The sequence below is a fragment of the Saliniferula longa genome, assembly GCF_050789285.1.
Taxonomy (GTDB): Bacteria; Pseudomonadota; Alphaproteobacteria; order Rhodobacterales; family Rhodobacteraceae; genus CAVPWP01.
The window spans coordinates 175,624-189,284 of the sequence record NZ_JBOUVX010000002.1 but is presented as its reverse complement, the minus strand read 5'-3'; the positions used below and the strand labels follow the sequence as shown (position 1 = coordinate 189,284).

17 protein-coding genes are annotated in these 13,661 nt (G+C 67.1%); 8 read left to right on the top strand and 9 right to left on the bottom strand.

Going from position 1 to position 13,661, the window contains the following annotated elements:
- The 8 genes from ACRDNQ_RS07480 (at position 1) to ACRDNQ_RS07445 (ending at position 8,965) form a co-directional block, all read left to right on the top strand.
- Positions 1 to 441: a hypothetical protein gene (locus ACRDNQ_RS07480; RefSeq protein WP_431828029.1), complete on the top strand. Its 441-nt coding sequence runs from the start codon at positions 1 to 3 to the stop codon at positions 439 to 441.
- 89 nt (positions 442 to 530) lie between these two features.
- On the top strand, positions 531 to 1,076 hold the full coding sequence (locus ACRDNQ_RS07475; protein WP_431828028.1) for a MotE family protein: 546 nt from the start codon (positions 531 to 533) through the stop codon (positions 1,074 to 1,076).
- A 70-nt stretch (positions 1,077 to 1,146) separates the two neighbouring features.
- Complete coding sequence (gene motA, locus ACRDNQ_RS07470; protein WP_431828027.1) at positions 1,147 to 2,016, top strand: flagellar motor stator protein MotA; 870 nt, start codon at positions 1,147 to 1,149, stop codon at positions 2,014 to 2,016.
- The gene (locus tag ACRDNQ_RS07465; protein WP_431828026.1) at positions 2,013 to 4,448 is read left to right on the top strand and encodes a hypothetical protein; all 2,436 of its coding nucleotides are present in this window, start codon (positions 2,013 to 2,015) and stop codon (positions 4,446 to 4,448) included. Before motA ends, ACRDNQ_RS07465 begins: the two co-directional genes overlap by 4 nt.
- A gap of 185 nt (positions 4,449 to 4,633) precedes the next feature.
- Positions 4,634 to 6,730 carry a flagellar biosynthesis protein FlhA gene (flhA, locus tag ACRDNQ_RS07460; protein ID WP_431828025.1) on the top strand — a complete coding sequence of 699 codons (2,097 nt, stop codon included), beginning with the start codon at positions 4,634 to 4,636 and terminating at the stop codon, positions 6,728 to 6,730.
- Positions 6,727 to 7,503: a flagellar biosynthetic protein FliR gene (locus tag ACRDNQ_RS07455; RefSeq protein ID WP_431828024.1), complete on the top strand. Its 777-nt coding sequence runs from the start codon at positions 6,727 to 6,729 to the stop codon at positions 7,501 to 7,503. Before flhA ends, ACRDNQ_RS07455 begins: the two co-directional genes overlap by 4 nt.
- Positions 7,503 to 8,597: an EscU/YscU/HrcU family type III secretion system export apparatus switch protein gene (locus ACRDNQ_RS07450; RefSeq protein WP_431828023.1), complete on the top strand. Its 1,095-nt coding sequence runs from the start codon at positions 7,503 to 7,505 to the stop codon at positions 8,595 to 8,597. Before ACRDNQ_RS07455 ends, ACRDNQ_RS07450 begins: the two co-directional genes overlap by 1 nt.
- The gene (locus ACRDNQ_RS07445; RefSeq protein WP_431828022.1) at positions 8,594 to 8,965 is read left to right on the top strand and encodes a hypothetical protein; all 372 of its coding nucleotides are present in this window, start codon (positions 8,594 to 8,596) and stop codon (positions 8,963 to 8,965) included. The genes ACRDNQ_RS07450 and ACRDNQ_RS07445 overlap by 4 nt, the downstream gene beginning before the upstream one ends.
- A 20-nt stretch (positions 8,966 to 8,985) precedes the next feature.
- Here the strand turns inward: ACRDNQ_RS07445 and ACRDNQ_RS07440 are convergent, their stop codons facing one another.
- Genes ACRDNQ_RS07440 through ACRDNQ_RS07400 form a run of 9 tightly spaced genes read right to left on the bottom strand, consistent with a single transcriptional unit; the run spans position 8,986 to position 13,608 of the window.
- Positions 8,986 to 9,510 (bottom strand): flagellar basal body-associated FliL family protein, encoded by a 525-nt coding sequence (locus ACRDNQ_RS07440; RefSeq protein WP_431828021.1) that lies wholly within the window; start codon positions 9,508 to 9,510, stop codon positions 8,986 to 8,988.
- 7 nt (positions 9,511 to 9,517) lie between these two features.
- Entirely contained in the window at positions 9,518 to 10,252 is a 735-nt protein-coding gene (gene flgH, locus ACRDNQ_RS07435; RefSeq protein WP_431828020.1) for a flagellar basal body L-ring protein FlgH, read from the bottom strand.
- 8 nt (positions 10,253 to 10,260) lie between these two features.
- Positions 10,261 to 10,707, bottom strand: a complete 447-nt coding sequence (gene flgA, locus ACRDNQ_RS07430; protein WP_431828019.1) for a flagellar basal body P-ring formation chaperone FlgA — start codon at positions 10,705 to 10,707, stop codon at positions 10,261 to 10,263.
- Positions 10,704 to 11,489: a flagellar basal-body rod protein FlgG gene (flgG, locus tag ACRDNQ_RS07425; RefSeq protein ID WP_431828018.1), complete on the bottom strand. Its 786-nt coding sequence runs from the start codon at positions 11,487 to 11,489 to the stop codon at positions 10,704 to 10,706. Before flgG ends, flgA begins: the two co-directional genes overlap by 4 nt.
- A gap of 12 nt (positions 11,490 to 11,501) precedes the next feature.
- Positions 11,502 to 12,224, bottom strand: coding sequence for a flagellar hook-basal body complex protein (locus ACRDNQ_RS07420; RefSeq protein ID WP_431828017.1), 723 nt, complete (start codon positions 12,222 to 12,224; stop codon positions 11,502 to 11,504).
- A 3-nt stretch (positions 12,225 to 12,227) separates the two neighbouring features.
- Positions 12,228 to 12,494 (bottom strand): flagellar biosynthetic protein FliQ, encoded by a 267-nt coding sequence (locus ACRDNQ_RS07415; protein WP_431828016.1) that lies wholly within the window; start codon positions 12,492 to 12,494, stop codon positions 12,228 to 12,230.
- Positions 12,495 to 12,497: 3 nt separating this feature from the next.
- Positions 12,498 to 12,788: a flagellar hook-basal body complex protein FliE gene (gene fliE, locus ACRDNQ_RS07410; RefSeq protein WP_431828015.1), complete on the bottom strand. Its 291-nt coding sequence runs from the start codon at positions 12,786 to 12,788 to the stop codon at positions 12,498 to 12,500.
- Positions 12,789 to 12,799: 11 nt separating this feature from the next.
- Complete coding sequence (gene flgC / locus ACRDNQ_RS07405; protein ID WP_431828014.1) at positions 12,800 to 13,192, bottom strand: flagellar basal body rod protein FlgC; 393 nt, start codon at positions 13,190 to 13,192, stop codon at positions 12,800 to 12,802.
- A gap of 26 nt (positions 13,193 to 13,218) precedes the next feature.
- Positions 13,219 to 13,608: a FlgB family protein gene (locus ACRDNQ_RS07400; RefSeq protein WP_431828013.1), complete on the bottom strand. Its 390-nt coding sequence runs from the start codon at positions 13,606 to 13,608 to the stop codon at positions 13,219 to 13,221.
- Positions 13,609 to 13,661: the final 53 nt, after the last annotated feature.

Genomic DNA, 13,661 nt, shown 5'->3' with positions numbered 1-13,661 from the left:
ATGGACGCTATCGCCGACATACTGCTCATCGCCGGCGCGGTCGGCGCCGGGGTCTATTGCTTCGTGCTTGCTCGCCGCCTGAGGCGCTTCACCGATCTGGAACGGGGCGTCGGCGGCGCGATTGCTGTTCTGTCCGTGCAGGTCGACGACATGACAAAGGCCCTGGGGGCGGCGCAGACGTCGGCCGCCACGACATCAGGGACGCTCGACGCACTGACCGCGCGCGCGGAAGAAGCCGCCCGGCGCCTGGAGCTTCTGGTCGCGGCCCTGCACGACCTGCCGGTCGAGGGACCCCAGACCGGGTCCGCCCCCCGGGCGCGACCAGCGACGCCCCCCGAGCCCGGCCCCGGCACCGCCGCCGAGGCCGCCGCCCCCACGACGGACGGCCGGTCGACGTTCTTCCTGAGTCAGCGCGCCCGAATCAAGGAGGGGGCAAGATGAGGGCGCCCCCTCGCGCCGGTCGCGGCAACCGAAGGGCGGGGCGCGGGGCGCTCCTGGCCATTGCATGCCTCTTTCTTGGGTCCGCGGCCGTGCGTGTGGTCTCGGGCCCCGCGATCGCACTGGCTGAAGAGATCGCGGTGTCGCGTCGCGAGGACGCCCCACCCCCCGGTGGCGCGCCCATCGAGGACGAGCTTGCCGCCCTTCTTGCCGATCTGCGTGGACGTGAAGCCGATGTCGCGGAGCGCGAGCGGGTAGCCGCGACGCGCCTTGCGGCTGCCCAACTCGCCGAGGAGCGGGCGCGCGCGACGCTTTCCGAACTTCTGGCGGCCGAAGAGGCACTTCGCGCGACGATGGCACTGGCCGACAGCGCGGCCGAGAACGACCTAGTGCAACTGACGACCGTCTACGAGAACATGAAGCCGCAGCAGGCGGCCCCGCTGTTCCAGCAGATGGCGCCCGATTTCGCGGCCGGATTTCTTGGGCGCATGCGGCCGGATGCGGCGGCGGCCATCCTTTCGGGTCTGACGCCGGACAGTGCCTACGCGATCAGCGTCATCCTGGCTGGCCGCAATGCCGATGTCCCTCGCTCGGCGCCCGACGGAGCCGCCTCCGACGCCCCTTCCAGAACCCCCTGAGCCCGGAAATCTTTCTTAACCCGCGTCTGAAAGAACAGGGCCTGAACCATGGAAAGGACGTTGGCCGCACATGTTCGGGATCATCGGCATTGTCGTCGTCTTCAGCATGGTCTTCGGCGGGTATCTTGCCGCAGGCGGCAAGATGACGATCATCGTGAAGGCCTTGCCCTTCGAACTGATGATGATCGGCGGTGCGGCGGTCGGGGCGTTCCTCATCGCGAACGACAAGGGCGCGATCAAGCATACGCTCAAGGACCTGGGCAAGGTCTTCAAGGGGCCGATGTGGAAGCCGCAGGACTACCGTGACCTGCTTTGCCTTCTGTTCGAGCTGATCCGGCTTGCCCGGCAAAATCCGGTCGCCCTCGAGGAACATATCGAATCCCCTGACGCGTCGTCGATCTTCGGCAGATACCCAAGAATCCTGGCCGACAAGGAGGCGATCGCCCTGATCTGCGACACGCTTCGGTCGGCCTCGATGAATTACAACGATCCCCACCAGGTGGAAGAGGTGCTTGAAAAGCGCATGGAGGCGAACCAGCACCATGCGCTTCATTCCAGCCACGCCCTTCAGGTCGTGGCCGATGGCCTACCGGCGCTGGGAATCGTCGCCGCCGTTCTTGGCGTGATCAAGACCATGGGATCGATCGACCAGCCGCCCGAGATCCTTGGCAAACTGATCGGTGGCGCCCTTGTCGGGACCTTTCTTGGCGTCTTTCTTGCCTATGGCATCGTGGGTCCCTTCGCGAACCGGCTGCGTGCCATCGCCGAAGAGGATGGCCACTTCTATCAGCTCATCCGCGAGGTCCTTGTCGCCAATCTTCACAACCACGCGGTTGGTATCTGCATCGAAGTCGGCCGGCAGAACGCCCCGAGCCATGTTCGACCCAGCTTTTCGGACCTCGAAGAGGCGCTCAAGACGGTGAAGTCGGAGGCGGCATGAGGTGGGCGCTTCCGCTGCTTGTCGTCCTTGCGCTTTCCGGAGTCAGCGCCGCCTCGGCTCAGACCATTGCGGTCAGGTCCGGAGATCACGCCGGCTATGCCCGCCTGGTGATCGAGTTTCCAGGTGCGCGCCCGGCCTGGCGGATGGGCCGCAACGGACAAGGGTATGTGCTTGGCATCGACGCAGACCTGACCCTCGACACGGGCGATGTCTTTCGCCTGATCGGGCGCGACCGGGTCGGTGCGCTGCGGCAGAAGGGACCGGGCGCACCGCTTGAGATCGATCTTGCCTGCGCCTGCCACGCGACCGCTTTCGAATATCGCCAGAGCGCCCTCGTCATCGACATCCGTGATGGTCCGCCTCCTGACGATTCGCCCTTTGAGGTCCCGATCGCGGCCGACCCGGCCATGTCTGGCCCGCCCGCCGGGGTGCCGGCGCCTCTTGCGCAGATCACCCCTGAACCCGCCGTGGCGGGCGCCGTGCTGCCGTTGGCCTGGCTTTCGGAACTGGACCTCGCGCTTCGCCTCGGCCCTGGGGTGCTTCCTGATATCGCGGGGGCGACGACCGCGTCCCCCGGGTCAGGGCTTGAAACCGGTGTCGACGAGATGACCGCCACGCCCCAGCCAGGTCCGGCGGACCGGCAAATCGGTTCAGGCGGGCCGCATCCAGCGGCGCAGGACGCCCAGCGGCAGGAGACGCGGGGTCGCGACGCGCTGGCGGTTGAGGCGATCGCGCGCCAGCTTGGCCGCGCTTCCGCGCAGGGTCTGGTCGAAGTCGACATGCTGGCGGGCGCGGCCCCGGCACGTCCCACGCCAGGGACCTCGGTCACGGGACCCACGGCCGTCGCGGGCGAAGGACCTGGCGAAGCCCCGGACGACACCGCGCAAGAAACCCTGGACGAAGCGCGCGCGCCCCGGGACCGGACGGGAACCGGCAATATCCGCATCATCACCGGCATCGATCGCGACTTCGGGGCCCTCGGTCTTGATCGCCTGATCCCCCAGGCCGAACCGGCCTGCCTGCCCGACAGTGCAGTCGCGGTTGGGCTTTGGGGGGACGAGGCCCATGTCGGGCGAGAGATCGGGTCATACCGCGCCCGGATTCTTGATGCCGGCGACCAGCCTGATCTCCGGGCCGTGCGGGCGCTTGCCCGTCACTACGTCTTCCTGACCTTTGGTGCCGAGGCACACGACCTGCTTGACGCCTTCTCAGGCGACGTGCCTGACGCCGCCATTCTGCGGGATCTGGCGGACTTGATGGACAGCCGCCCCCCCGCGCCGGGAGGCGCGCTTGCGGGACAGGCGGGGTGCGCCTCGCAGGTGGCGCTGTGGTCGTTTCTTGCCGCCCCTGACACCCCGCCCGAAACCCCGCCCGAAACCCCGCCCGAAATCCTGGCCACCGGCGCGATCGTCACGACCTTTGCAGGGCTTCCGCTGCACCTGCGCCGGCACCTTGCCCCCCAACTGGCCGCGGCCCTCGAGTCGGCCGGCGAGATCGAGGCGGCTGGCGCGGTCCTTCGCGCGGTCACACGCGTCGCGGGGCAACATGGCGCTGCCATGAGCCTTGCCGAGGTGGCCCTCGATCACGACACCGCCGGCGGACGCGACGCCCTGCAGTCCTTGTTGACGGAGGATCCCATGGATGCGGCCCGTGCCGCGCTTGCGCTGCTGGAACAAGAGTTGGCGAGCGGCGGCTCGGTCGAAGACCGCGCCATCGCCGATGCCGCCGCCTTCGCATTCGAGCTTCGCGACCTGCCGATCGGGTGGCAACTCAGGTCCGCCGAGATCCGGGGATTGGCCGCGAACGGTCGGTTTCGTGACGGCCTGACCGAGTTGCGCAGGGCCATCGTCGATGCCGAAGGTCCCGCCGCCGACATCCGGGAGCTATCGTCCACGGTGCTTCTGCAAGCGTCGCTGCGGGGGCGCGATATCGACTTCATCGCCGTTGCTCTGTTGCTGGCCGATCTCGGTCAGGCCGGCGACCTTGACGAGGCCGCGCGGCGGGCGGCCGGGGCGCGACTTATCGACCTTGGCTTCACGTCGCTGGCCGAGCTTCACATGACGACGCCGGACGAGGCCGCACCGGAAGTCAGGTTGGCCCGTGCGCGCCATTCCCTGACGACCGCGGACCCGGCGACAGCACTTGAGTTCGTTGCGGGTGTGGATGCCCCGGGCGCAGCCCTTCTCGAGGCCGAGGCTCTGTCCGCCCTGGGCGATCATCGCGCCGCGGCCGACGCCTTTGCCCGGATCGGCGACATCGAGCGGAGCGAGGCCGAAGCCCTGCGGGCGCGCGACTGGGCGGCCTTGCCCGACACCCTTGGCGAACGTGACGGGGCAGTGGGCCCCGTGCGATCCGCCCCACAGGACCTGCTTCTCGAGGCGCAGAGGCTTCGCCAAGGCATCGACTCGCTTCTCGATCGAGCCCAGCGGTAAGCGCCGCCTGCCGAGACGCCGCCCCTCCCTTGCCCGATTACCCTTTCTTAGGTCTTGCCCGCTAAGCCGAAACGGCCACGCCAGGATGAGGCGCGAAAAGGCACCATGCAGAACGCTTCGACTTTCGGGATCATGGGAATGGGCATGACCTTGGCGCGATCCGGCGCCTCGGTCTCTGGTCAGGCATGGTCTGGTGGCCCCCGGTGACGGCCATGCTGTTCAAGCCGACGATCCTTCTGGCGATGGCCCTGATGGCCGTGATCGTCATGATGATCCTGCCGGTTCCGGCCTGGATGCTCGACATCGGACTGGCGGCCTCGTTCGCGCTTGCGATCCTGATCTTCACGGTCACGCTGTTCGTCGAGCGACCGCTTGATTTCTCGGCCTTCCCGACGGTGCTTCTGGCCTCTCTCGTCCTGCGGCTTGCGCTTAACGTCTCGTCCACAAAGCTCATCATCGGCCAAGGCCACACCGGGACGTCGGCCGCCGGCGACGTGATCGAAGGCTTCGCGATGTTCGTGATGGGCGGCAGCGTGGTCCTTGGCCTTGTCGTCTTCTGCGTCCTGCTGATCGTCAACTTCATCGTCATCACCAAGGGCGCGGCACGCATGGCCGAGGTCGGCGCGCGGTTCGCCCTGGACGGCATGCCTGGCAAGCAGCTCGCCATCGACAGCGACATGGCAGCGGGCGCCATCGATCACGCCGAGGCCAAGGCCCGCCGCGAGCGTGACCAGGCCGAGACGACCTTCTTCGGCTCGCTCGACGGCGCATCGAAATTCGTGAAGGGCGATGCGATTGCGGGGCTGCTCATCACGCTTCTCAATCTCGTCGTGGGCCTCGCGATCGGAGTGCTCATGCACGGCATGGCACTGGGCACCGCGTTCGAAACCTATGCGATCCTGACCGTCGGGGACGGGCTTGTCACCCAGATCCCGGCTGTGGTCATCTCGATCGCCGCGGCACTTCTGCTTGCGCGCGGGGGCGCGACGGGATCGACGGATCTTGCCATCGTCTCGCAACTCGGGCGCCATCCTTCGGCGCTTGCCGCGGTGGCTGGCCTTATGGCCCTGTTCGCCTTTGTCCCGGGGCTGCCCTTCCTGCCGTTCATCGCGGGCGCGGTCGGGCTTGGCGCCTGGGCCGTCGTCGCGGCCCGGCGCGACGCGGCAACCCGCGCCAGGGAAACGGCCGGTCCGCCGATCGAGTCGACGGCGCCCCGCGCCCCGTCGATCGGAGATCTTCTCGATCTGGACGATATCCACGTCGAGTTCGCGCCCGACATGGTTCCGATGGTGCTTGACCCCGCGACGGGACTGGACGCCCGGATCGACAACATGCGCCGCCACGTGGCGTCGAGTTTCGGGGTCATCCTGCCCGAAATGCGGTTGACCGACGATCCCGGTCTGCCCGCGGGCACCTACGTCATCCGCATCCAGGGCGTCGAGCAGGCGCGGGATCGCCTCAGGCCGCAGCGGATGCTTGCGCTGGCCGCCCCGGGATCGCTTCGCGAGATCCCCGGCGAGGATGTGAAAGAGCCTGTCTATGGCGCGGCTGCGCGCTGGATCGACCGTGGCGCCTCGGAAGCGGCGGCCTTGTCGGGGACCACCGTCGTCACCCCGGTCGAGGTTCTCGCGACGCACCTTCTCGAGGTCGTGAAGCGAAATTTTCCCCGCCTGATGGGGCTCAAGGCCTTGCGCCGCCTCCTGGATGAACTCACGTCACTGTCGGACGCGCGGCGCGCCGAGGCCAATCGCCGGCTTATCGACGAACTTGTGCCCGACAAGGTGCCGGTCGACCTGCTTCTGGCCGTCCTGCGGCTTCTGTTGGAAGAACGCATTTCGATCCGGAACCTGCCCATGATCCTTGAGGCGATTGCCGAAGTGCGCGCACCCGGTCTTCCCGCCGAAGCCGTGGCCGAGCATGTGCGCCAGCGCCTGAGCTTTCAGATCGTCGCGGGACTCCGGCGCGAGGATGGCACGGTGCCGCTTGTCCAGTTGTCGCCCGAGTGGGAGGCGACCTTCGCCACCTACGAAGTCGAAGGCCCGGCCGGCCGCAGCGAGGTCGCCCTGCCGCCAGAGGAATTCAACCGCCTCGCGGGGTCCGTCGCAGAACGGCTGTCTGCCGCTGGCGAGACGGGCGCCTTTCCTGCGGTCGTCACCACCCTGAGGCGGCGTCGTTTCGTGAGAACCGTGCTGGCTGCGAAGGGCATCACAAATCCCGTCCTCTCGTACGAGGAACTGAGCGGCGAACCGCGCCCGGCGCTTCTGGGTCTCGTTCCGGCATGATCGCCACGCTGGCAGATGCGCTGGGTCTCGTGCAGTCGGCGCTTGTCGCCGGATTTCTCGTGTTCCTGCGCATCGGTGCGGCCATGGCGCTCTTGCCGGCGTTCGGCGAGCGTATCGTGCCGGCGCGCGTCCGGCTTGTCCTGACCCTGGCCTTCACGGCCGTGGTCGCGCCGGCGGTGACGCCCGACGTGACCTCGATCGAGGCTGGCGCAGCCCTGTCGCCCAAGGTGTTTCTGGCCGAAGTCGTGGCCGGCCTTGCCCTTGGCATCGCGCTGCGGCTTTTCATTCTGGCCCTTCAGACGGCCGGCACGATCGCGGCCCAGGCGACCTCTCTTGCGCAGTTGTTCGCCGGTGCCTCGGTCGAGCCGCAACCGGCGATTTCGCACCTTCTCGTCGTCGCGGCCCTTGCGTTGGCGACGATGGCAGGACTGCACGTGCGCCTGGCCGAGTTCCTTGTGCTGTCCTACGACCTCTTTCCCGCCGGACGTCTTCCATCGCCCGAAGCGCTGGGCGCCTGGGGGGTCGAACGGACGGCGCAGGCCTTCGCCCTCGCCTTTGTTCTGTCGGCGCCCTTCGTGATCGCTTCGCTGATCTACAACCTTGCACTTGGGGTCATCAACCGTGCCATGCCGCAACTCATGGTGGCCTTTGTCGGGGCTCCGGCAATCACCCTTGGGGCGTTGGGGCTTCTTCTGGTCGGTGCGCCCCTGATCCTTGCCGAATGGCACCGGCGCCTGCTTCTTTTCGTGCTGAACCCGTCAGGTGGCGGCTGATGGCCCAGGACAACGCCGAGGCCGACGACGACAAGCCGTACGAGGCCACGCAGAAGCGGCTGGACGACGCCCGGCGCGAAGGCGAAGTCCCCTCGTCCGCGGATCTGACGGCGACGGCTGCCTATGGTGGCTTCATCGTCGTCGCGTTGGCGGCCGGTCCGCAGGCGCTGTCGTCCGCGGCCGCCTTCCTGGCGACGATGCTCGATCAGGCGGGCCCGCTTTCACGGGCTCTCTTTGTCGGTGGAGGTACCGCCTTCGCCGGTGGCGTCCTTGCTCATACCCTGAAAACGTCGATGGTCTGGTTTCTTGGGCCGGCGGGCCTTGCGCTGGTGGCGATTCTTGCCCAGCGCGCCTTCGTCGTCGCCCCCACGAAGGTCATGCCGAAGCTTTCGCGGATTTCCCTGATCGACACGGCAAAGCAGAAGTTCGGGCGCAGTGGGCTGTTCGAATTCGCCAAGAGCTTCGTCAAACTGGCGATCTACAGCGTCGTTCTGGGGCTTTTCCTATGGAGCCGTCTGCCGGCGATTCTTGCCACGGCGACGTCCGAACCGGCCGCGATCGTGGTCGGCCTGTTAAAGCTGTCGGTGGCGTTTCTGGGCATCGTGGTCGCGATCTCGCTTGTTCTTGGGGGCGTCGACTACGTCTGGCAGGTGGCCGACCATGCCCGCCGCCACCGCATGTCGCGCAAGGAATTGACCGACGAACTGAAGGAATCCGAGGGCGACCCCTACCTCAAGCAGGCGCGGCGCCAGCGTGGTTACGATATCGCGACGAACCGGATGCTGGGCGAGGTGCCCACGGCGGATGTGGTGATCGTGAACCCCGAACACTACGCCGTCGCCTTGCGCTGGGACCGCGGCAGCGGCCGCGCGCCGATCTGCGTGGCGAAAGGGGTCGACGATGTGGCAAGGCGCATCCGCGAGGCCGCGGCGCAGGCCGCCGTGCCGATCCACCGCGACCCGCCGACGGCCCGCGCCCTTCACGCGACCATCGGTCTTGGAGAAGAAGTCCTGCCCGAGCACTATCGTCCGGTCGCGGCCGCGATCCGTTTCGCCGAGGCCATGCGCCGCCGCGCCGGGGGCGGGCGGAGATGAGGCCGCCGGTCCCCCGCGAGCTGGGTCAGATCGCCCAGGCAGCGCTCGATGGAGAGCTTCTGGAGCTTCGGAAAATCACCATGGAAGAGGGTCGCATCATTGCCGAGATCGCCCGTCTGCGCCGCGAACGCGTACGTCAGGAAGCGCTGGGCCAGGGCATCGATCCCGCGGCGGCCGCGCGGCTTCCGCCTTGGATCGCCTGGTGCGACGCACGCATCGCAGCCCATCAACGCGAACTTGCGTCCTTTCGGGCCGCGCGCGAGATGCGCCTCGCGTCCGTGCGCCGCGCCTTTGGCCGCAAGGTCGCGCTCGACAGACTGATCGGGGCGCAAGGCAGGCGGAGGACCCCCATGGGGCATCCGGGCTGAGTCCGACGGTCGCCCCTGGTTCAGACTTCCTGGCGGACGATGTCGACGATCAGGACGTCGCGAACATCCGGGCCGACGACGGTCTGCCCGGCCTCGCGCAGGCCGCGGCGAAGGGCGGCAAGGTTGCTGCTTTGGGTGAAGGGCCCGTCGAAGCCCCCGGCATAGGCGAAATCGAACAGCACCTGCAGGAAGGCGTCGCGCAGACGCGGTTCGCGGTCGAACACGGCTGCATTCGTGCCGCTCGTCACTTCAAGCGTCAACGAAATCACGACAAGGGCTGCGACGCTGTCACCGCTGATGACGGGGATCACGAACTGGTTGTTGAGCCGGACATAGTCGAAGGCCTCGCCCGGCGCCGGCGACGGCAGGGCGCCGGGTTCGGGAGGCGGCCCGGATGGCACTGCGCCATCTTCGGGCGTGCAGTCTTCTTCTGGCACCGCATCGCAGGCGCGGGCTTCTTCCTTTGGTGGGGCAAGCAGCATGCCGGCGCCGATCCCGGCCCCAAGCCCCAGCAGCACGATCACGACGGCAAGAACGTGGCCCATCCGCGTGTCAGAACGGCAGAACGATGTCGGCGATCTGCTGCCCGTAGCGGGGCTGCTGGACGTCCGAGATCTGACCGCGCCCGCCGTAAGAGATCCGCGCCGAGGCGATCTTGTCATAGGTGATCTCGTTCTGCCGCGAGATATCCTCGGGGCGGACAAATCCGGTCACGATGAGTTCGCGGATTTCGAAGTTTACCCGGACTTCCTGGCTTCCCTGTATCTTGAGCACGCCGTTGTTCAGCACGTCGACCACCGTCGCGGCGACCCGCAGTTCAAGCTGCTCGTTGCGGCTGACCGACCCGTCGCCGCGCGACCGGGACGTGGAATCGAGCCGGACCGCATCCCCCATCGAGGCGCCCTCGGGCAAGCGGTCGTTCAGGCGCTGGGGAATGCCGAACAGCGCGTCGATCCCCATCCCTTCGGACCCCGCGCGCGACCGGGACGTGCTGTTCGAGATTTCCGCACTGTCGTCGATCTCGACCACGACCGTCAGGATGTCGCCGCGCAGGTTGGCGCGGCGATCGCCGAGCAGCGAGCTTCGCGTGCCGCTCCAGAGCGATGCGCGGTCGGCGCGTTGCGAGCTATCGAGGGCCACGGGAAATCCCGGCGTCGCCATTGCCCGAACCTCGAGCGAATCGTCGACCGGCGTCAGGCCCGGCGCGCGTCCGACGTCGCCAAGCCGGCTGCAGCCCGAGGCGAGTGTCGATGCGATCAGAAGGGCGGACAGGCTGCGGAACTTCATGTGAACTCCTACGGATTTTCGGCCACGGCGCCGCCGACAAGAACGGTGCCGTCCTCGCGCACTTCGCCCGTGACGGTCGTGCGGGAAGAAAGGTTCATGACCCGAAGTCGATCGCCGACGCCGCCGCGGCCCAGCGCCCGGCCTTCGGTCTCGATGGACAGGCCACCCTGCCTGTAGACGAGCACGACGATTCCGTTGCGATCGACAATCGCGGGCGGGCCGATGTCGGCCGGACGGATCGGACGTCCGGCGTAAAGGACGACGCGGGCTTCCATGCCGATGATCGGATCGCCGGCCTGAAGCATGCCGGGAACGACCGCATCGACGATCGTGATGTCCTCGGGTCCGATCAGCGCCTGCGCCCGGATGGTGCGCGCGGCCAACACCGTCTCGGCTGCCGCCGCCGGCGCGACAGCAAGTAGGGCCAGCATGGGAAGAAGCACGCGGTCGATCATCGAATCTGTGTCGTCGCCGACAGCATCTGGTCCGCTGCCGTGATGACCTTGGCGTTCAATTCGTACCCGCGCTGCGCCTCGATCAGTTCGGTGATCTCGCGCACCGGATCGACCGAGCTTTGCTCGAGATAGCCCTGCCGAAGGGTCCCGAGCCCGTCGGTTCCGGGGTCGGCAACCAGCGCAGGGCCGGATGCGCCGGTTTCCAGGAACAGGTTCGATCCGATGGCCTCGAGGCCCTTGGGATTCGAAAAGCCTGCAAGGGTGAACTGCCCCAGCAATTCGGCTTCGACCTGGTCGTTGAAATAGGCATAGACCTCGCCATCGGCATTGATCGAGATCGATCGCGCATCCTCCGGGATCGTGATGTCGGGCACCACCGGATAACCTTCGGAGGTAACGACAAGGCCGTCGGCGGACCGCTTGAGCGCCCCGTCCCGGGTAAAGGCCGAGATCCCCGAGGGAAGCGTGACCTCGATGAATCCCTGACCCTCGATCGCAAGGTCGAGGTCGCCGCCGGTCGCGGCGACCGAGCCTTGCTGCAACGTGACCGAGACCGAGGCCGGACGCACCCCGAGACCCACCTGAACCCCGGTCGGCAAGGTCGTGCCGTCCGAGGCGTTGACCGCCCCCGCCCGGGTGACCTGCTGGTAATGCAGGTCTGCGAATTCCGCCCGGCGCGCGTTGTAGCCGGTGGTATTCATGTTCGCGAGATTGTTCGAGATCACCTCGACCCGCATCTGCTGGGCACTCATGCCCGTGGCGGCGATGGAAAGGGCGCGCATCGCGGTCCTCCTTTACTGCTGTCCGGGTATGGTGCGCAGGACGTTGCGAATGCGCTCGTCCTCCGTGTCGAGGAAGCTTTGCGCCATTTCATAGCTGCGCTGCACCTCGATCATTCTGGCAACTTCCGCGATCGGATTGACGTTCGATCCCTCGAGGAATCCTTGCAGGATGCGCCCTTCCTCGACCTGTGCGATCCCCGAGGCGGCCGCGAAAAGCACCCCGTCCTGACGGCCGAGATCGATCGGATCGACCGGCTCCCAAAGACCGATCCGCGCAATCGGCGCCCCGTCCGCGGAAAGGGTGCCATCGGCGCCAAGGGCGATTACCGAGGCGTCGGGCGGGACGAAGACCGGCGCGCTGCCCTCGGCAAGAAGGCGATGGCCGTCGGGTGTGACCAGTTCCCCCGCGGCCGACGGCGAGAAGTTGCCCGCGCGCGTGAGCCGTTCGCCGGCCGGTGTCTCGATCAGGAAAAAGCCGGGCCCTTCGATCGCCATGTCGAACGGAGAGGCGGTCTGGCGCAGGGCGCCCTGAAGCAGGTCCGTGTCGCGGACCCGCGCGGCCGCCATCGACAGCGACGGTTCGCCCGGCCCGGTTCCCTGCACGAATTCCGAGAAGATCAGCCCTTCGCGCCGGAAGCCGGTGGTGGACATGTTGGCAATGTTGTTGGCGACCTGATCCATCTCGCGCAGAAGGCCCGATTGCCGGGTCAAGGCGGTGTAAAGCGCGTTTTCCATGACCTAGAGCCTTGCCATCAAGGGGATGAGTTCGCCGGTGAAGAAGGCGGTCAGTGTCGTCGTCATGAAGGACATCGACGCCCAGAAGACGACCACCATCGCCGCAAGCTTCGGCACAAACGTCAGCGTCATTTCCTGGATGGAGGTGAGGGCCTGGAACAGGCCGATCACCAGGCCAACCACCAGCGCCGCCACGAGGATAGGGGTCGACATGACGACCGAGACCCAAAGTCCCTGGCGGAGCGTGTCGAAGAAGACCATCTCGTCCATCGATCAGACCGGCATCCGCAGGATTTCCTGGTAGGCCTCGACCACCCTGTCGCGCACCGTGACGGCGGTATCCACTGCCAGCTGCGTTTCGGCCAGCGCCTGCACCAGTGCCAGGGAATCCGCCCCGCCTGTCAGCGCGGCCTTCGCCGTGGCTTCGCCTTCAGCGACCGTCGCGGCGAAACTCCGCGCGGCGTCTGCGAAGGTCGCGACGGTCCCGCCTGGCTCCGGCTTCGGCGCGGTGGCCGGGCGGGTTGCCGCATAGCCTTGTGCGGCAAGCGTCGATCTGATGTCCATTCTGGGTCCTCCTACCGGCGGAGCAGTTCAAGCAGGCCGCGCGTCATCTGGCGGGCCTGATCGAACATTCTGAGGTTCGCCTCATAGCTGCGCTGCGCTTCGCGCGCGTCCGCGATTTCGACCACGATGTCGACATTCGAGCCCAGATAATGACCGGTTTCATCGGCCATCGGGTGCGACGGATCGAAGACCCGGGGCAACTCTCGCCGGTCCAGGGTGACGGGCCCCGCCTGAACCTGCCCTGTTCCACGACCGCCGGCCACGGCTTCCTCGAAGCTCGCCAACTTCCGGCGATAGCCGGGCGTATCGGCATTGGCGATGTTTTCTGACAGTAGACGCAAGCGGTCGGACTGCGCCCGCATGCCGCTTGCCGAAAGTCCCAAAGTCTCGCTCAATTCCGGCATTCTGCCCTCTCCGATCCCGAACCCGGTCAGCGACCGCGCCCAAGCGGCGCGCGCAGCAGGTCGAGCGTGCTGCGATAGACGGCAAGCGCCACGTCGTGCCCGCGCTTGACCTCGACGGCGCGGATCATCTCGTCCTCGAGCGAGACCGAGTTTCCATTGGGTGACGACTGGCCGCCGGAAGCGATTTCTCGCCCTTCTGGTCCGCGCCTGTCAGCGACATCGAGGTGGCCCTCGCGGGTGCGCCGCAGACTGCCCCCCGATCCGGTGCTGTAGATCTCGGAAAAGCTTTCAAGGTCCCGGGCGCGATAGCCGGGCGTGTCGGCATTGGCGACATTCTGCGCGACAAGCGACTGTCGGGCTGCAGAATGGGCCGCAAGCCCCCCCGCCATCCTCAAGATCTCAAGCCGTTCAAACACCGGGGTTTCTCCCACGATCCGTTAAACCCCGGCTTAACGATGATTCCTTTAGA